Below are 19,531 nucleotides of genomic sequence, written 5' to 3'. Positions count from 1 at the left end.
TAAGCAAATTCTGTGGCTGTCGAATTTCATAAGTTTTGATAGCATCGGATAGTTTTAGAGATTCAAAGACCGTTGAAGTGTAACGGCTTGAGAGTTAGGAACCCCTATGAAAAGAATTCACATAGTCGCGGCTATTATTTTTAACCAAGACAAATCAAAAATTTTTATTACAAAGCGTCCAGACGACAAGCATAAAGGCGGGTTTTGGGAGTTTCCCGGCGGGAAAGTCGAGTCAGGAGAAAGTATTGAACATGCTCTAGCAAGAGAACTTGAAGAAGAGGTAGGAATTGAAGTTACTGAGCAAGCCCTTTTCGAGCATTTGGAATATGACTATCCAGACAAATCACTTAAGTTTGATTTTATTACGGTATCTAAGTTCAGTAATGAGCCTTACGGCCGAGAAGGTCAAGAAGGTCGCTGGGTTGAGATAAGAGAATTGGGTAACTATGCCTTTCCTGAAGCGAACGTGCCTATCTTGGTGCGTGTCGTAAAAGAGTTCGCTTAAGCCTGATGAACTTGCTTGTGGTAACCACGGTATGTTGTTAGTTTAAACAGATTAAGCGAAACGAGAGAACGAGAGCAAACCTCGTTATCCAGAGAAGGAGAGAAAGCGCAATGGTTCGTATTGCAATCGCAGGAGCAGCAGGCCGAATGGGCCGTAATTTGGTTAAAGCTTCACACCTTAACCCAGAGGCGACAGTGAGCGCGGGATCAGAACGACCTGAGTCCTCACTTGTCGGTGTCGATATCGGTGAACTTTGTGGTGAAGGCAAATTCGATGTGTTCTTAACGGATGATCTTGCTAAAGACGTCGATAATTTTGATGTAATCATCGATTTTACTGCCCCAGTAAGTACGTTGGCGAATCTTGAACTGTGTAAGAAGCATGGAAAGAGTATTGTGATTGGGACGACTGGTTTCAGTGATGCAGAGCGTGAACTGATTGACGAAGCCGCTAAGCAAGTGCCTGTTGTCATGGCTCCTAACTACTCTGTTGGTGTGAACCTAGTATTTAAGCTTCTTGAGAAAGCAGCCAAAGTGATGGGCGACTACTGTGATGTTGAGATTGTCGAAGCACATCATCGTCATAAAGTTGATGCTCCTTCTGGTACCGCTATCGGGATGGGCGAAGCCATTGCTGGTGCGATGGGCAACAAGCTGAATGATGTAGCTGTCTATGCGCGAGAAGGTATCACAGGTGAACGTACTAAAGATGAGATCGGCTTTGCTACAATTCGCGCTGGCGATATTGTCGGTGAGCACACAGCCATGTTTGCTGATATCGGGGAACGAGTGGAGATAACGCACAAAGCGACCGATCGCATGACGTTTGCTAATGGCGCCGTCAAGGCCGCTGTTTGGTTGAGTGCCAAACCAGCGGGCTTTTATACCATGACAGATGTTTTGGGATTGAATGAACTCTAAATACATAATTATTCGCCGGCGGTAGCCGGCTTTTTTATATCTATAGAATTAGTTGTAAATGAAATGATTCTAACAGAAAGTATTTTGGTGCTTACTTTTGTTGTTGTTTTGGTTGTTTTGTGGGTGTTTTGGGTTTTGATGTCTAAAAACTAATGTCTTTTTTGTTGGGTGAACGTTTGCGTGAAAAACTCATACTTTTTTGTGATCTCTAAAAAGTTCAAATTTGTAAAATTCATTAAACCTCTATGCCTCTCTATGTAATAGCATGTAAAAGTTATCTTTTTGGGCCTTACTGATTCAAAATGACCTTACTCGCTAGAAATTAATCATTTATTTTTGATTGTAGGTTGACAGGTTTCGAGTCCAACTTTAGAATACCGCCAATTTGTCTGAAATACCTATTTATGTAGATTTTATAGGTAAAGGAAGGCATGTTTGCAGTTTGATTTATTTTTTTTGCATTTTTATTCTGGAGGTTGTCTTGGGTAAATTAGCACTGTTGGTCCTAGAAGATGGGACAGTGTTCCGCGGAGTGTCCATAGGGGCAGATGGTCTTTCCGTTGGTGAAGTCGTTTTTAATACCTCGATGACGGGGTATCAAGAAATCCTCACTGATCCTTCCTATTCTCAGCAAATCGTCACTCTCACTTATCCTCATATTGGCAATACCGGAACCACTTCCGAAGATGAAGAATCCTCTTCCATTCATGCACAAGGCCTTGTGATTCGCGATCTTCCTCTAATCGCTTCTAACTTCCGTAACGAACAATCCCTCTCTGATTATCTTAAGTCTCAAAATATCGTTGGCATCGCTGATATCGATACTCGTAAGCTCACTCGTATCCTGCGTGAAAAAGGTGCTCAAAACGGCTGTATTGTTGCGGGCAACAACCTAGACGAAGCTTTGGCACTAGCGAAAGCAAAAGAATTCCCAGGCTTAAAAGGAATGGACCTTGCGAAAGAAGTTACAACAAAAGAAGCGTATCAATGGAAGCAAGGTTCGTGGACGCTTGAAGGTGGACTTCCAGAGGCGAAAGATGACAGCGAGCTGCCATACCACGTTGTCGCTTACGACTTTGGCGCAAAACGCAACATCTTACGAATGTTGGTTGACCGCGGCTGCCGCTTAACGGTTGTACCTGCAGAAACGTCAGCGGAAGAAGTTCTGGCACTAAATCCAGATGGCGTATTCTTATCGAACGGCCCTGGTGACCCAGAACCATGTACTTACGCGATTGAAGCAACCAAAGTGTTCCTAGAAAAAGGCCTGCCAATTTTTGGTATTTGTCTAGGTCACCAAATTCTGGCGCTAGCATCAGGTGCTCAAACGGTGAAAATGAAGTTTGGTCACCACGGTGCAAACCACCCAGTAAAAGATTTAGAGCGTAACGTTGTGATGATCACTTCGCAAAACCACGGCTTTGCGGCAGATGAAGCAACATTACCGGAAAACTTACGTGCTACTCACGTATCGCTATTTGATGGCTCTTTGCAAGGTATCCACCGCACAGACAAGCCAGCATTTAGCTTCCAAGGTCACCCAGAAGCGAGCCCTGGTCCACATGACGCGGCACCGCTATTTGACCACTTTATCGAACTAATCAAAAAACACAGCGCTTAATTCGGAGTAGTAGATAATGCCAAAACGTACTGACATTCAAAGTATTCTAATTCTTGGTGCTGGTCCGATTGTTATCGGTCAGGCATGTGAGTTTGACTACTCTGGCGCACAAGCGTGTAAAGCTCTTCGCGAAGAAGGTTACCGAGTTATCCTGGTTAACTCTAACCCAGCAACCATCATGACTGACCCAGAGATGGCAGATGCGACTTACATCGAGCCGATTCAGTGGGAAGTTGTACGCAAGATCATCGAGAAAGAACGTCCTGATGCAGTTCTGCCAACTATGGGTGGTCAGACAGCACTTAACTGTGCGTTAGATTTAGAGAAGCACGGCGTTCTCGCAGAGTTTGGCGTAGAGATGATTGGTGCAACGGCTGATGCAATCGACAAAGCGGAAGACCGTTCTCGTTTTGATAAAGCGATGAAGTCTATCGGCCTTGAGTGTCCTCGCGCAGATACAGCGAAGAGCATGGAAGAAGCTTACAAAGTTTTAGATATGGTTGGCTTCCCTTGTATCATCCGTCCATCGTTCACCATGGGTGGCACTGGTGGTGGTATCGCGTACAACAAAGAAGAGTTCGAAGAAATCTGTCGTCGTGGTCTGGACTTATCTCCGACCAACGAACTTCTTATCGATGAGTCGCTAATCGGTTGGAAAGAGTACGAAATGGAAGTCGTTCGTGACAAAGCGGACAACTGTATCATCGTATGTTCAATCGAGAACTTTGACCCAATGGGCATCCATACGGGTGACTCAATCACGGTTGCTCCAGCACAAACACTGACTGACAAAGAATACCAGCTTATGCGTAATGCATCGCTAGCTGTTCTGCGTGAAATCGGTGTTGAAACAGGTGGTTCAAACGTACAGTTTGGTATCAACCCGAAAGATGGTCGTATGGTCATCATCGAGATGAACCCGCGTGTATCTCGCTCTTCTGCGCTAGCATCAAAAGCAACAGGCTTCCCAATTGCGAAAATTGCCGCGAAACTGGCTGTTGGCTTTACGCTAGACGAACTACAAAACGACATCACAGGTGGTGCAACACCTGCGTCATTTGAACCAACTATCGACTACGTCGTAACTAAGATCCCTCGCTTTAACTTCGAGAAATTTGCTGGTGCAAACGATCGTCTGACAACTCAGATGAAATCGGTTGGTGAGGTAATGGCGATTGGTCGTAACCAACAAGAATCTCTTCACAAAGCACTGCGTGGCCTAGAAGTTGGCGCAACTGGTTTTGATGAGATGGTCGATCTGGAAGCGCCAGATGCACTGACTAAGATTCGTCACGAACTTAAAGAAGCAGGTGCAGAGCGTATCTGGTACATCGCCGATGCATTCCGAGCGGGTATGTCAGTCGACGGTGTGTTCAACTTGACTCAAATCGACCGCTGGTTCCTGGTTCAAATCGAAGAAATTGTAAAACTCGAAGAACAAGTCAAGGCGGGCGGCTACGCAGGTTTGACCAAAGAAGTGCTTCGTCAGATGAAACGCAAAGGCTTCTCTGATGCTCGCTTGTCTAAATTGCTTGGTGTCGCTGAAAGTGAAATTCGCCGTGCTCGTGAGCAGTTTGATATTCATCCGGTTTACAAACGTGTGGATACATGTGCAGCAGAGTTTTCTTCTGACACGGCTTACATGTACTCATCTTACGATGAAGAATGTGAAGCAAACCCAACAGACAAAGATAAGATCATGGTTCTTGGTGGCGGTCCAAACCGTATCGGCCAAGGTATCGAATTCGATTACTGTTGTGTTCATGCATCACTTGCGCTGCGTGAAGACGGTTACGAAACCATTATGGTTAACTGTAACCCAGAAACGGTATCTACTGACTACGATACGTCTGATCGTCTGTACTTCGAGCCAGTAACTCTGGAAGATGTACTGTCTATCGCTCGCGTTGAAAAACCAAAAGGTGTGATTGTTCAGTACGGTGGTCAAACGCCACTTAAACTGGCTCGTGCTCTAGAAGCGGCTGGTGTGCCAATCATTGGTACTAGCCCAGATGCTATCGACCGTGCGGAAGACCGCGAACGCTTCCAAGCCGCTGTTGACCGTTTAGGTCTACTTCAGCCAGAAAACGCGACAGTAACAACGATGGAGCAAGCGGTTGAGAAATCGAAAGAAATTGGCTTCCCATTAGTTGTTCGTCCATCTTATGTACTCGGTGGTCGTGCGATGGAAATCGTATACGACGAGCAAGACCTGCGTCGCTACTTCAACGAAGCAGTAAGCGTATCGAACGAGTCTCCAGTTCTGCTAGACCGTTTCTTGGATGATGCAACCGAAGTTGATATTGATGCTATCTGTGACGGTGAACGCGTCGTTATCGGCGGTATCATGGAGCACATCGAACAAGCGGGTGTTCACTCTGGTGACTCTGCATGTTCACTGCCTGCATACACGCTAAGTCAGGAAATTCAAGACAAGATGCGTGAGCAAGTTGAGAAGTTAGCATTCGAACTCGGTGTACGCGGTTTGATGAACACGCAGTTTGCTGTGAAAGATAACGACGTTTATCTAATTGAAGTGAACCCTCGTGCTGCTCGTACGGTACCATTCGTATCGAAAGCGACAGGCGCTCCTCTAGCGAAAATCGCTGCACGTGTAATGGCGGGTCAATCTCTAGAGTCACAAGGCTTTACTAAAGAGATTATCCCTCCTTACTACTCAGTGAAAGAAGTGGTTCTGCCGTTCAACAAATTCCCTGGGGTTGACCCTCTATTGGGCCCTGAAATGCGCTCAACAGGTGAAGTAATGGGTGTGGGTGCAACGTTCGCAGAAGCTTACGCGAAAGCAGAGCTAGGTTGTGGTGCGGTTTATCCTGAAGGTGGTCGTGCGCTACTGTCTGTACGTGAAGGTGATAAAGAGCGTGTTGTTGACCTAGCTTCTAAGTTAGTGAAACTGGGTTACCAGTTGGATGCGACACACGGTACTGCTGTAATTCTGGGCGAAGCGGGTATTAACCCACGTTTGGTAAACAAAGTACACGAAGGTCGTCCACACATTCTTGACCGCATCAAGAACAACGAATACACCTACATCGTAAACACGGCTGCTGGTCGTCAAGCGATTGAAGATTCGAAAGTTCTACGACGTGGTGCACTGGCAGAAAAAGTGAACTACACAACGACACTGAATGCAGCGTTCGCAACATGTATGTCTCATACTGCAGACGCAAAAGCGTCAGTAACTTCGGTTCAAGAGTTACACGCTAAAGTGAAAGCGAGTCTAGACGCGTAACAGATAAAAATCAGTAAGCTCATTAATCAGGGCTTACATGACAACCTCATTGCCCGCTCATTTGAGCGGGCTTTTTTATATCGAGGTTTTTCTAAAATGAAGAGCATTAAAGTGTGCTAGGAACGATTGGTATGCTTCGCTTTTGAAGATCATTAAGCTAATGATGGCAAGCAATGTACCCAAAGATGAAGAAATAGTACTACCACTTGCTGCAACAAAATTAATGCTGCAAGTGAGAATGATAAAAGAGATAGTAAGTAAGTTTATTTTTGCAGCAATACTTAATCCTTTGCTTATTGTCAGAATGTTTGGAATGCATACAACAACAACCGTAATAGCTCCCAATGTAAGAAGGTAAGTATCTAGAGCAATGTGTTGAGTGAAAGAAAACCAGTCATTCCAAATGCTCAAGCTAATAGCCAGACCAATAGTCAATGCCAAGTATAAACATATACTTAGTGAGATGTTTGCTATGCTAATTGATTTAGTATTCAACTTTCAATTCCTCATAGATTCCAATTGCAAGATTTCTTAACTCTCCCGAATAACCACTTCCTACTATGCTAATTGAGCCTCCAATTGCATCTAGAAGCTGATGAGAAATGGATGCGGATATTGTTGCTTGCGAATACCTCTTAGGAATTTCTCCTGACAACATTAGCTGTTTACGAGCTTTATTCGAAATACTCGGAAGGTTTTTACGGATGATTTCTTTAGTTAATCTTGTTCTCTCTTGTCTGTTTAAGCCTTTTAGAATCTCGGGAACGCCTTTCTTAGTGGTTTGCTTAAGAGATTGAACCATTTTTATCGTTTGATATCCGCTAGCACCCGCTCCAGCTAAGGATATGTAATCTAAAGCTTTAGTTGTATTTTGATACCACTCATTACTGTCTATATCCGATAATTTATCTGGTGATTTAGATACCATACGGGTTCTTGCTACTCCAATAGCACATTGGGCTGTGGCAGCAACAGTAGCGGCGTGTGAGATATAGGACATAGTTACGCCCACAGGACCACTTACTGGTATTGTTAGCCCCGAACCAACTACTCCAATCCAGCCAATTGCTGCACCAATACAGCTAATGCTCGCTGATAGAAGCTCTTGATTGAATCTTGATTTTGATTCTTCCTGTTTTATTTTTTTTGCAAATTCTTGAGATGATTGTAATTTTATCGGTTCTCGTAGAATGATAAAGGTAGGATTGATATGGCATGTGGATTTAAAGTCTCTTAAGCGTACAACGGTGAATTTGTTATCAATATAAATTACACCCGCACCGCTAGTCTCTGGTTTAGCGTCAATAACGTTGAATAGCTGATTAACATTCACTATCTGTTCGATTTTTAAGCGTAATTGCTGTTCTTTTATTGATGGTCGAGTCAGTAAGGCTTCCATTATTTTCGTTTTTTATCAGATTAAATATTTCCTATTAAGACAGCATTTTCTTTTTCTATCAAAATATTAAGAGGCTCTTGAGGTGAGGCTCTATATTTGGATGTAATTGATATTTTTAATGTATCATTCTCTAGATTTATTGACTGATGAAAATTAGGAATAGATTGGTGTCTTGACTTTCCATTGGTAGTTTTGTGAATAAGTGCTACCGTTTCTTCCTCTTTGATACCTCTTCAAAAAGGAAGTGTAGTGGAAATCACGGTTGAGATTTTGTTGGCCTTATTTTTGGTTGCGACTGCCGCAGGCTTTATTGATGCGATGGCTGGTGGGGGGGGGCTCATTACGCTCCCTGCGCTTTTGGCTGCGGGGTTGAGTCCGACTCAAGCTCTAGCAACCAATAAGTTACAAAGTTCGTTTGGCAGTTTCTCTGCTAGCTGGTATTTCGTGCGTAACGGTATTGTCAGTTTAAAGGAAATGCGTTTTGCGATACTCTGCACTTTTATAGGCGCTGCAATCGGTGCCGAGGCTGTGCAGTTTATTGATGCTAGCGTACTCACCAGTTTGATCCCTGTTCTTTTGATAGCCATTTCCCTCTATTTTTTACTCGCGCCAAGTACGCGAAAAATCGATGGAGAACCAAAGTTATCTGAAGCGATGTTTGCGCTATGCATTGGTGGCGGAATCGGTTTCTATGATGGCTTTTTTGGCCCTGGGACTGGATCTATTTTTACTGTTTGTTTTGTTGCACTAGGTCACTTTTCTTTGGTCGAAGCCACTGCTAGAACCAAAATTCTCAATTTCACGTCAAACATTGCGGCACTACTCTTTTTTATCTTCGCTGGGTTGCCCGTGTGGAAGCTTGGCTTAACCATGGCTGTTGGCGGTTTTCTTGGTGCTCAGTTAGGAGCGAAGGTCGTGGTAAGTAAAGGACAAAAATGGATTCGTCCTCTAGTTATAGTGATGTCGATGCTTATGGCAACGAAACTTCTTTGGCAACAACATCAGCAATGGATTCTGTCAGTGCTTTAACTCGTTCGCTACGATATGTGCTGTGACGTAAGCAGATATGTATTGGTCGAACTAACTGATCTAGCTCTTCAAAGTCATAGCAGAACTTAGATGTGATATTAAGTGTCGTTAGGATAGATTTAGGGATTAAAGCGGGAGCCACACCTCCCAAAGCCAGTTGTGCTGCCGCAGTATACGAATCCATTTCCATCAAAGGTTCGATTCCGTGTTTGGATAAAATAGCTTGTTGATATGTGTTGGCAGGGTTAGTTAAGTCATTGGTCAAAATAGCTTTAGGTAGTTGTGAAAGAGAATGTCGACTGACAATTGAGAAAGGTTCATCGGCGAGGTGAAGGCTCATTAATCCATGATGAGGTGGTAGATAGCCAGCGCAAAATCCCAATGTTGCTTTGCCTGATTTCACATTCTCAATAATGCGTGGCGTATGATTGGTCGATATTCGTATGTACTGATCATGGGCAAAGTGTTCTGCCATGATCATGCTGAGGTATCCCGCCACTAAGGTTTCAGAGCAGTCCATTTTGATTAAAGAAGTATCTTCTATTTGTTGTTGATCGTGGATTTTTCCTCTTAACTCATTGAACGTGGGTTCTATTGTGTTTATGAGGGCAAGGCCATCGGAGGTCAGCTTTATGTGCCGACCATTCGGCTCTATCAATTTTTTTCCTAACTTCTTCTCTAGATTTGAAATACGTTTACTCACGGCAGATTGACTAATATAGAGTTGACTGCCTGTGCGGCTCATGGTTTTTTCTTTACTGAGGACAAGTAACGTTTCAATACCTTCAAGCAACATAATGATTAATGAAAGTTAGGAATGGTTGAGATAATTTAGCGAATTGCCCAAGAATTGGCGAATCAAATGAGCATAAATGAGAGGAGCCGACACTTGGTCGACTCCATGGTGAGTGATGTTGTTGGTGTTTAACGGTTAATGGCGAAAGTTGGCAGGGATAGATGCCAACGAATCGCACCGAGACGTATAATGAGCGTTGAGATTACACCAGCGAGTAAAGCCGTTGAGTGGTCATAACCCATGTTTACCGCCATCGTATGGAAGATGCCGCCAATAATACATGCCGTAGCATAGACTTCACTTCTTAATACCATAGGAACTTCGCGAGCCAGCACGTCTCGTATAATGCCACCGCCACAGCCAGTAATAACCCCCATTATCACCGCGACCATCCCAGATGCATTGTAGGCGAGTGCCTTTTCTACTCCTATTCCCACAAACACAGCGAGACCGATGGCATCACAAACGGGTAATACCCACCATGAGAGTCGCTTGGGTCTTCGAATAACAAGCATGGTTAGTAGACACGTAACAAATATCACCCATAAGTAAGTCGTATCTGTTATCCAAAATACGGGAGTGGCACCAAGCGCCATGTCTCGGATTGTTCCGCCACCTATAGCAGTCACACTGCCGAGCACGATAACGCCGAATGGATCCATTTTTAAACGGCCCGCCAGTAATACGCCAGAGATAGCGAAAACAGCGGTACCGAACAAATCGATCATATAAAGCAGCATGGAGTCCATGTTACTTAGTACCTTTAAATAGTGTGAGAAAAAATGGGCGGAAATTGTACGGTATTTGCCACGAAATCGTTAGCGTTTTTGACGAACGCTTTTAAAGTGCTCACACACTTCCTTGATCGCGTTCAATGTGCGTGGTGTCGGACGGTTAATCCAATCAGAGTTTAGGGACCAGATGTGTTTGTTTTTAAGAGCAAGAAGCTCATTACTCCACTCAGCCCACATACCATCGTTACTCATTGCGTGACGAGAAGTAAAAATAACCTCTGGCTGGCGAGTAATGACTTGCTCGATGCTAACTTGAGGATAAGGCGCGCTAGATGCGGCGAAAATGTTCTCACCACCGCAAAAAGTAAAGACTTCACTTGGCCAGTTCTTTCCGGCGACAGTGATGATAGGCTTTTCACTCAACTGATAAAAGTAACTAACTTTCTCGTTCGAGTTGTACTGTTCTTTTAGTGTACTCAGCTGCGTTCTAAAATCTTCAGCGGCTTTTTTTCCTACTTGTGGAGTTTCGCTGTATTGGCTGAGTTGCTCGATATTATTGGCGATATCTTCTAATGAACCTGTAGTGGAGTAATAGATAGGAATACCGAACTGTTTAATTTTCTCCAACTCTTTAGCGGGGTTTCCGGCTGGCCAAGCAATCACTAAGTCCGGCTGAAGAGCAATAATGCGCTCTAATTTAATTCCTTGATAATTTGAGACTCTTTCTAGCTGCTTTGCCTGTTCTGGATAATCGCTCATTTCGCTGACAGCAACAAGCTGCTCTCCTAGCCCTGCTGCAAAGGCAATTTCGGTGGCATGTGGAGCTAAACTTATAATGCGTTGAGCGGGTTGAGCGAAGGTCGCTGTCGAAACAAACAGCGTTAATGCGAAGCATAATTTATTCATCATAATCCTTGATAAATTATTCCTAAAAGCAAACTTTGGATTGCGATCCAAGCCAGGACGCGCCAAACGAGCAGCGTATGTATTTGTGAAAGGTGAATAGCCGATGGCGCAATGCGCCCACCGATTTTTGCGCGCTCTGCACGCACACCTTGATAGATAGCAGGGCCGCATAAAGACAGTTGTAGTTTGTGTCCGATAGTACATAACACCCAGCTAGGTCCTGGTAAGGGCCAAGACTTCGCTTGCTGTTGTATTCCAGAGAGCACATTACTTGTATTCTTTCCGGCAGCTAAAAGTATGGCAAAGAGACGAAGTGGAATAATATCCAGAGTAGCAACCAGTTGAATCACAGGTTTACCAAAGGGCAAATATTGGCGTCGGCTAGGGGACCACACTCGCGCTAATTCTGTTGTGAGTCGATACATTAACGCACCAATACCACCTGTTAGTGCGTACCAAAATAGCACGCCGATCACGTTGCGGCTGTATCCCATAATCAGGGTTTCTGAGCCAGCTTTACCTATGCCAACGATCGAGAGGCTACCAGTATCGCGATTAAGATATGGTCTCAGTAATGCTCGACACTGAGCTTTGTCTTCCGAAGAGATACTTGTGACGAGCTGTTTCGTTAACGTTTCGCTGTTGCGCCAGTCTAGCGCAATGATCAATAGAACCAGTTCATATAAAGGGATTTGCCAAACAAATGGCTTTACTGCAATCAGTAATATCAAGCAAGGAAACAGCATCAAGCCTAGTGCAAGACTGCCTGAGATTACACTCTGTGAGTAATTGTGATTATTGTTCACTTTGTTAGCTAGCTGCTCTGCTAGCTTTCGCCATAAAGTGATGGGGTGCGCTGAATGGGGGATTGGCACTAAAAGGTGCAAGATCAGTGCACCCCACATAATGAGGAGCGCACCGTTGGCATAAAATGACTGAAAAACTTCTTCCATGAATGAGTCGTTTACTTAATGAGTTCCAGCATTTTGAATACCATTTCGGAAGAGCTTTTTGCTGCTAGAGGCAGGAACTCATCAAAGCTCATTGGTGATTCTTTATCAGCGACATCAGAGATTGCACGCACAACAACAAACGGTGTGTTGAATTGGTGACAAGTTTGAGCGATAGCAGATGCTTCCATTTCTACAGCGATAACAGACGGAAAGTGTTTACGAATAAACTCTTGACGCTCAGCAGTACAAACAAACGCATCGCCAGTACAAATTAGGCCGCGAACCGCATGAGTGTTTTCCATTTGTGCTAGGGCTTTTTCTGCTAAGTCCATTAGCTTGTCATCCGCTTTGAATGCAGCTGGTTGACCGGCCATTTGGCCAATTTCATAACCAAAAGCGGTTACGTCTGCATCGTGATGACGAACTTCTGTAGAGATAACTACATCGCCAAGGTTTAAGCTTGAATCGAAACCGCCAGCAGAGCCTGTGTTAATCACAACGTCTGGTTGGTATTCATCAAGAAGGATTGTCGTGCCCACTGCCGCTGCAACTTTACCGATGCCCGATTGTAGTACGACGACTTCGACATCGTTAATTTGACCAGAGAAAAACGTACAACCTGCTTTATTTACAGTTTTGCAGTTTGTAATTGCTTGCTTCAGGATGGTCACTTCTTGTTCCATCGCACCGATGATACCAACTTTCATAACACTCTCTTTAGGTAAATATTTTAGTTGGCCGAGAGTATAGCACTCCCCGTTGGCAGTTTTCTATTTGATGAGCTTAGCTTGAGTGAGCTTTTCTCGTAATTGATCGGCGCGCTTTCTGTTTACGCCAAAGTCAGAGTAGCCCACACGAGATTCCGAGCGCACAATCAGTTGGTCTCCTGCTATTTTTAGTTCGAGGTCATCCACGAAGCGCATGATTTTAGATGTGCACTCGATACGAAGGTAGTTGCTTTCTTTCACCGCGGTTTTCGCGCCTGGCAGTTCAAGCGCAACTTGCTCAATAGCGTCGATGTTCGCTGAATCAACTAAGATAAATGGCGTTAGGTTGTATTTTTCTCGCGTGTCTTGGGTGGAGACGCAGTTTGGTTTGTCACCACAAGGTGATTGAGAACGATCCGTCATGGTTGTGACTCCTTGGCTACAAGCGGTTAAGCCGAGCAAAGTAATGGAAAGGAGAGCGGCTTTTTTCATTATATTTACTCTTATAATTTTGTTTCTAATTATATGGATACAAAAGAAAAAGGATCCAATAACAGGACCCTTTTTGTGAGGTTAGCTGAGATTAAACTTCGAGGTAATCGAGAATGCCTTCTGCCGCTTTTCGTCCTTCATCAATTGCGGTTACGACAAGATCAGAACCTCGTACCGCATCGCCGCCCGCGAAGATCTTTTCATTGCTGGTCTGGAATTGGAACTCTTGCTTCGCAGGGGCTTTGATACGACCCCATTGATCCAAATCGACATCAAACGGTGCTAACCAGTCCATTTTGTGCGGCTGGAAACCAAACGCCATGATAACAACGTCTGCTGGTAGAACGTGCTCGCTGCCTTCAACGGGCTCTGGGCGTCGGCGACCCGCTTCATCAGGTTCACCAAGTGCGGTTTTCACCACTTTGACCCCCGAGACTTTGCCTGACGCATCCACTTCAACTCCCAAAGGCTGAAGGTTGAACATGAACTTCACGCCTTCTTCCTTTGCGTTTTTTACCTCGCGACGAGAGCCCGGCATGTTGGCCTCATCACGACGATAAGCACAAACTACATTGGAGGCACCTTGGCGAATTGAGGTACGAACGCAGTCCATTGCTGTATCACCACCACCCAGTACGACGACTTTCTTTCCTGCCATATCGATAAAGGGTTGGTTACTCTCAAGATCCATGACTTTGTAGGTGTTCGAAACTAAAAATGGCAGCGCGTCATACACACCCGGTGCATCTTCATTATCTAGACCTGCACGCATGTATTTATAGGTGCCAACGCCCAAGAAAACAGCATCGTATTCATCAAGCAGCTCTTGCATTTGGACATCTTTGCCTACTTCCATGTTCATGCGGAACTCGACGCCCATTTCAGTGAACACACGGCGGCGGTTTTCCATCACGCCTTTTTCAAGCTTGAAGGAAGGAATACCGAAGGTCAGAAGGCCTCCAATTTCAGGGTAGCGGTCAAACACGACTGGCTTAACGCCATTGCGCACTAGGATATCCGCGGCAGCCAAGCCAGCTGGGCCTGCTCCAATGATTGCGACCTTTTTATCGGTCCACTCCACCTTGGACATATCTGGCTTCCAGCCCATTTCAAACGCTTTGTCGGTAATGTACTTTTCTATGTTACCGATGGTGACGGCACCAAAGTCATCATTAAGCGTGCATGAACCTTCACATAGGCGGTCTTGAGGACAAACGCGCCCACATACTTCCGGTAGGCTGTTGGTTTGATGCGATAGTTCAACCGCTTCAAGAATACGACCTTCATTGGCAAGTTTTAACCATTGAGGGATGTAGTTGTGGACTGGGCATTTCCATTCACAATATGGGTTGCCACAATCTAAGCAGCGATCCGCTTGTGCAGTCGCCTGTTGTTTAGTGAACGGTTCATAGATTTCAACGAACTCGATCTTACGAACTTTGATAGGCTTTTTCGCAGGATCTACACGCTGCACATCGATAAATTGATAAACGTTCTGGCTCATGATTCAAACATCCTCCATGATTACTGTGCTTGAACACGCAGCTCTGCGGCACTGCGGCTCTGGTGACCAAGTAGCGTGCGAAGATCTGCCGCTTGTGGTTTCACCAAATAGAACTTTGGAATCCATTCATCAAAGTTCGCCAAAATATTTTCAGCATGACTCGACCCTGTTTCTTCAAGGTGTTCCGCAATTAGGCCACGCAAATGTTCTTGGTGGATGTAAAGATCGGACAATGAGATGGCTTCGACAGACTCAGTATTAACTCGACCTTCAAAGCTTTGGTTCTCATCCAGAACATAGGCAAAGCCTCCAGTCATACCCGCGCCAAAGTTCACACCTGTCGCACCAAGAATGGCAACAATACCGCCAGTCATGTACTCACAAGCGTTATCGCCAGCACCTTCAATGACGGCTATCGTACCTGAGTTTCGTACGCCGAAACGCTCACCTGCTTTACCGGCTGCAAATAGTTTACCGCCGGTCGCGCCGTACAGACAGGTGTTACCAATGATGGTTGCTTCATTACACTTAAATGCAGTGCCAAGGTGAGGTTTGATAACCACTTTACCACCCGCCATGCCTTTGCCCACGTAGTCGTTCGCATCGCCCGTGAGGTAAAGCTCTACACCACCTGCGTTCCAAACACCAAAGGACTGGCCTGCGGTGCCGTCAAGATAGATTTTGATAGGGGAAGCCGCCAACCCTTGGTTGCCATAGCGTTTTGCTATTTCGCCAGATAAGCGTGCACCAACAGAACGATCAGTGTTGATGACATTGTAGAAGAAACTTGCCGATTGACTGTTTTCGACCGCATGCATGGCATCATCAACGATCTTTTGGTTGAGCTCAGCTTTATCAAACGGTTTGTTTGGCTCTGTCCAAAATAGCGGATGGCCCTCAGGTGATACTGGAGCTTCTAGAATATTGGATAGATCCAGCTTGGTCTGTTTCGCTGTAAATCCCTCTACTGCCTCAAGTAAATCGGTACGACCAATCAAGTCCGTCAGCTTTTCAACGCCAAGTTCGGCGAGTAATCCGCGCACTTCGTCTGCCAGGCCGATGAAGTAATTCATCACCATTTCTGGTAGACCTTTGAAGTATTCTTTACGCAGTGTCTCGTCTTGAGTCGCAACCCCAGTTGCACAGTTGTTGAGGTGACAAATTCGTAGGAACTTACAACCCATAGCGACCATTGGCGCAGTACCAAAACCGAAGCTTTCTGCACCTAAAATTGCGGCTTTAACTACGTCTAAACCAGTCTTTAGACCACCGTCTACCTGTAGGCGGATCTTATGACGCAGACCATTAGCAACCAGAGCTTGTTGTGTCTCTGCCAACCCCAACTCCCAAGGGCTACCAGCGTATTTTACCGAAGTTAATGGGCTTGCTGCGGTACCACCGTCGTAACCCGAAATGGTAATAAGATCAGCGTAAGCCTTGGCTACACCCGTTGCGATGGTGCCGACACCTGGCTCGGAGACGAGTTTTACCGAAACCAGCGCATTCGGGTTGACTTGTTTAAGGTCGAAGATCAGCTGGGCCAAATCTTCAATCGAATAGATATCGTGATGCGGAGGAGGGGAGATCAGAGTCACGCCTTGTACCGAATAACGCAGTTTTGCGATTTCTGCGGTGACTTTGTGTCCTGGTAGCTGTCCACCTTCACCCGGTTTCGCACCTTGTGCCACCTTGATTTGCAGTACATCCGCATTAGTTAGGTAATGCGGCGTTACACCAAATCGGCCAGAAGCAATCTGTTTGATACGTGAGTTACGCTCAGTACCGAAACGGCGAGGATCTTCACCGCCTTCACCCGAGTTAGAGTAACCACCAAGACGGTTCATCGCCGTTGCAAGTGCTTCATGCGCTTCTGGGCTAAGTGCGCCAATGGACATTGCCGCTGAGTCAAAGCGTTTGAACAGTTCAGTGCGTGGTTCTATTTGCTCAAGTGGCAGCGGTGAGTCTGATTTTTTCAGCGACATTAAGTCACGCAGCATGGCAACAGGGCGTTGGTTTACCTGCTTAGCAAAGCTCTGATAGTCCTTACTTTCGCCAGATTTAACGGCCTGTTGCAGCGTGCCGACAACATCCGGGTTGTAAGCATGATACTCACCTCCATGGACGTACTTTAACAAGCCGCCATGATCAATCGATTTGCGTTTCGCCCATGCTTTACGAGATAAGTTTGTAAGATCTTGTTGGAAGTCGTCAAAATTCGCGCCTTCAATTCGAGTTGTGACGCCTTTAAAACACAGATCGACCACATCTTGGCTCAAGCCAACTGCTTCAAACAGTTGTGAGCAGCGGTAAGAGGCGATGGTTGAGATCCCCATTTTCGACATGATCTTGTACAGGCCTTTGTTGATGCCGTATTGGTAGTTTTGCATCACATCACGGTAGTCTTTCTCTAGTGCTTTATCATCAATCAGTTTACCTAACGCTTCATAAGCAAGGTATGGGTAAACCGCAGTGGCACCAAAACCAAGTAAGACGGCAAATTGGTGTGGATCACGGGCTGTTGCGGTCTCAACAACAATGTTGGCATCGCAACGTAAGTTCGCGTCAATCAGACGAGTTTGAACGGCGCCGACTGCCATTGCTGCCGGAATTGGTAACTTACCTTTGACCAAGGCTCTGTCCGAAAGAACCACTAAAACCGTGCCTTCACGAACGACTTGCTCTGCTTGCTCACACAGATCATTAATGGCTTGTTTAAGATCTTTTTGTTGTGGGTCGTAGTTGATATCGAGAATGGTATTACGGTAATGATCGTCACTCAGCCCTAGTAGTTGCTGCATGTCTGAATAGAGCAGTACTGGAGAATCAAAGGTTACACGATGCGCGTGGCCATCGGTTTCACAGAAGACGTTCATCTCCTGGCCGATGCTGGTCGCTAGCGACATGACGTGTTTCTCACGCAGCGGATCGATTGGTGGGTTGGTGACCTGCGCGAACTTCTGACGGAAGTAATCAGTCACCAAGCGCTCTTTCGAAGAAAGAACCGCCATCGGGGTGTCATCACCCATCGAACCGACGGCTTCTTGCCCCATATCACCGAGGACACGCAATACTTGATCGACTTCTTCATTGCTCATGGCAAACTGCTTTTGATAAGTCTTAAGCAAGTCTTCATCAAAGCTGCGCTCACCTACTTGATCTTCAGGCAGCTGAGAGAACGGTGTTAGTTTGCGAACGTTGTTCTCCATCCATTCGCGATAAGGGTGACGAGATTTCAGGTCATTATCGATCTCGCTAGACTGCCAAAGCTTACCTTTACGAGTGTCGATGACGAGCAATTCCCCCGGACCTACACGACCTTTTTTGGCAACTTCATCTGGGGCGTAATTCCAAATCCCTACCTCAGATGCCAGAGTGATCAGCTTGTCTTTGGTAATTACATAACGCGCAGGACGTAGACCGTTTCGGTCTAGGTTACAAGCAGCATAACGACCATCGGACAGTACGATACCTGCTGGGCCATCCCATGGTTCCATGTGTTTGGAGTTGAAATCGTAAAACGCACGCAAATCCGGATCCATATCCGGGTGGTTTTGCCATGCTGGCGGTACGAGCATACGCATGGCACGGAAGATATCCATGCCGCCAGCTAAGAAGAGATCTAGCATATTATCTAAGCTAGACGAGTCTGAGCCTGTCTCGTTCACAAACGGTGCTGCAGTTTGTAGGTCAGGCAGCAGTGGTGACGAGAACTTATAAGCACGAGCGCGTGCCCATTGTCGGTTACCTTCAATGGTATTGATCTCACCATTATGAGCAAGGTAGCGGAACGGTTGAGCTAATGGCCAACGCGGTTGAGTGTTGGTAGAAAAACGCTGGTGGAACAGACAGATAGCAGATTCCATACGTAGATCGGCAAGATCAAGATAAAAGCGCGGTAAGTCCGCAGGCATGCATAGGCCTTTGTACACCAAAACTTGAGTCGATAAGCTACAGATGTAGAAATCCGGATCTTCGGTGATTTGTTTCTCGATGCGACGGCGTGCGATGTAGAGACGACGTTCAATGTCGCGTTCGCGCCAACCTGCCGGTGCAGAGACAAAGACTTGCTGAATATTTGGAAGCGAGTTGGCCGCAATTGGACCGAGTACTTCTGAATTAGTTGGTACTTCACGCCAACCAGCCACAGTTAGCGTCTCTTGCGCCAGTTCTTTGTTGACGATGTCTTTAGCGAGTTGAGCTTTGACTGGATCTTGGTTGAAGAAAATCATCCCTACGGCGTATTGCTTGCCAAGGTTGAAACCATTTTCTTCGGCAATAAGACGTAAATAGGAATCGGGCTTTTGTAATAGAAGACCACAACCATCACCAGTTTTACCATCGGCGGCGATACCACCACGGTGAGTCATGCGGTCAAGTGCAGAAATTGCTGTACGTACCAGCTTGTGGCTTTGTTCGCCTTCCATATGCGCGATCAAGCCAAATCCACAGTTGTCTTTCTCAAGACTTGGATCATAAAGAGCCATTGCAATTCTCCCTTTGCTTATCCGTCATCCCGACAGATATATCAACACTGCTTACGTTGATATCGATGACTAACTATGCGTCATCTTTATATCTTTATGTATAATTATTCAGTAAAAGTTGTGAAATATTTAACATTTTTTGAGTGTTTTATTTTCATCAACTTCACAAGCTATAGCTTATTGTAAAAAAGGTCAAGTTATTAGTGGATCATCACGTGAATATACGATTTA

At 45.5% G+C, this 19,531-nt stretch carries 15 protein-coding genes; 5 read left to right on the top strand and 10 right to left on the bottom strand.

What is annotated here, in order from left to right; translation table 11 throughout:
* The first annotated feature begins 106 nt into the window (after window positions 1-106).
* The 4 genes from mutT (at window position 107) to carB (ending at window position 6,296) form a co-directional block, all read left to right on the top strand.
* Window positions 107-505, top strand: a complete 399-nt coding sequence (gene mutT, locus R7P72_RS16705; protein ID WP_005381867.1) for an 8-oxo-dGTP diphosphatase MutT — start codon at window positions 107-109, stop codon at window positions 503-505.
* A 110-nt stretch (window positions 506-615) separates the two neighbouring features.
* A complete protein-coding gene (gene dapB, locus R7P72_RS16700) occupies window positions 616-1,425 on the top strand; it encodes a 4-hydroxy-tetrahydrodipicolinate reductase (RefSeq protein ID WP_005381860.1) in 810 nt (269 codons plus the stop codon).
* A 481-nt stretch (window positions 1,426-1,906) separates the two neighbouring features.
* Entirely contained in the window at window positions 1,907-3,046 is a 1,140-nt protein-coding gene (gene carA / locus R7P72_RS16695; protein WP_017821483.1) for a glutamine-hydrolyzing carbamoyl-phosphate synthase small subunit, read from the top strand.
* Window positions 3,047-3,062: 16 nt separating this feature from the next.
* Window positions 3,063-6,296: a carbamoyl-phosphate synthase large subunit gene (carB, locus tag R7P72_RS16690; protein ID WP_005381854.1), complete on the top strand. Its 3,234-nt coding sequence runs from the start codon at window positions 3,063-3,065 to the stop codon at window positions 6,294-6,296.
* A gap of 75 nt (window positions 6,297-6,371) precedes the next feature.
* On the opposite strand, the gene R7P72_RS16685 is transcribed toward carB, so the two are convergent.
* Together R7P72_RS16685 and R7P72_RS16680 are read right to left on the bottom strand one after the other, a co-directional pair.
* Window positions 6,372-6,791, bottom strand: a complete 420-nt coding sequence (locus R7P72_RS16685; RefSeq protein ID WP_169644219.1) for a hypothetical protein — start codon at window positions 6,789-6,791, stop codon at window positions 6,372-6,374.
* On the bottom strand, window positions 6,781-7,695 hold the full coding sequence (locus tag R7P72_RS16680; RefSeq protein WP_005381852.1) for a hypothetical protein: 915 nt from the start codon (window positions 7,693-7,695) through the stop codon (window positions 6,781-6,783). The genes R7P72_RS16685 and R7P72_RS16680 overlap by 11 nt, the downstream gene beginning before the upstream one ends.
* Window positions 7,696-7,944: 249 nt before the next feature.
* On the opposite strand from R7P72_RS16680, the gene R7P72_RS16675 reads away from it, so the two are divergent.
* Window positions 7,945-8,724, top strand: a complete 780-nt coding sequence (locus tag R7P72_RS16675; RefSeq protein ID WP_005381847.1) for a TSUP family transporter — start codon at window positions 7,945-7,947, stop codon at window positions 8,722-8,724.
* Here R7P72_RS16675 and R7P72_RS16670 read toward each other — a convergent pair.
* The 8 genes from R7P72_RS16670 to gltB all read right to left on the bottom strand — a co-directional run bounded on the left by R7P72_RS16670 (window position 8,666) and on the right by gltB (window position 19,300).
* Window positions 8,666-9,520: a LysR family transcriptional regulator gene (locus R7P72_RS16670; protein WP_005381845.1), complete on the bottom strand. Its 855-nt coding sequence runs from the start codon at window positions 9,518-9,520 to the stop codon at window positions 8,666-8,668. The two genes, R7P72_RS16675 and R7P72_RS16670, sit on opposite strands and share 59 nt — an antisense overlap.
* A 128-nt stretch (window positions 9,521-9,648) precedes the next feature.
* Window positions 9,649-10,269 carry a TRIC cation channel family protein gene (locus R7P72_RS16665; protein WP_005387377.1) on the bottom strand — a complete coding sequence of 207 codons (621 nt, stop codon included), beginning with the start codon at window positions 10,267-10,269 and terminating at the stop codon, window positions 9,649-9,651.
* Between the two features lie 69 nt (window positions 10,270-10,338).
* Window positions 10,339-11,160 carry a vitamin B12 ABC transporter substrate-binding protein BtuF gene (gene btuF / locus R7P72_RS16660; protein WP_005381841.1) on the bottom strand — a complete coding sequence of 274 codons (822 nt, stop codon included), beginning with the start codon at window positions 11,158-11,160 and terminating at the stop codon, window positions 10,339-10,341.
* Window positions 11,160-12,113: a cobalamin biosynthesis family protein gene (locus R7P72_RS16655; RefSeq protein WP_005381839.1), complete on the bottom strand. Its 954-nt coding sequence runs from the start codon at window positions 12,111-12,113 to the stop codon at window positions 11,160-11,162. The genes btuF and R7P72_RS16655 overlap by 1 nt, the downstream gene beginning before the upstream one ends.
* Before the next feature lie 11 nt (window positions 12,114-12,124).
* Window positions 12,125-12,820: a 5'-methylthioadenosine/S-adenosylhomocysteine nucleosidase gene (gene mtnN, locus R7P72_RS16650; protein ID WP_005381837.1), complete on the bottom strand. Its 696-nt coding sequence runs from the start codon at window positions 12,818-12,820 to the stop codon at window positions 12,125-12,127.
* A gap of 63 nt (window positions 12,821-12,883) precedes the next feature.
* Entirely contained in the window at window positions 12,884-13,312 is a 429-nt protein-coding gene (locus R7P72_RS16645; RefSeq protein WP_025768418.1) for a DUF1499 domain-containing protein, read from the bottom strand.
* Window positions 13,313-13,403: 91 nt separating this feature from the next.
* Entirely contained in the window at window positions 13,404-14,816 is a 1,413-nt protein-coding gene (locus R7P72_RS16640; protein WP_005381833.1) for an FAD-dependent oxidoreductase, read from the bottom strand.
* 20 nt (window positions 14,817-14,836) lie between these two features.
* On the bottom strand, window positions 14,837-19,300 hold the full coding sequence (gltB, locus tag R7P72_RS16635) for a glutamate synthase large subunit (RefSeq protein WP_005381832.1): 4,464 nt from the start codon (window positions 19,298-19,300) through the stop codon (window positions 14,837-14,839).
* Window positions 19,301-19,531: the final 231 nt, after the last annotated feature.

It is taken from the genome of Vibrio sp. Vb0888 (assembly GCF_033338835.1).
GTDB classification, from domain to species: domain Bacteria; phylum Pseudomonadota; class Gammaproteobacteria; order Enterobacterales; family Vibrionaceae; genus Vibrio; species Vibrio alginolyticus.
The sequence above is the reverse complement of the archived record's forward strand: the minus strand, read 5'-3'. Positions and strand labels throughout refer to the sequence as shown.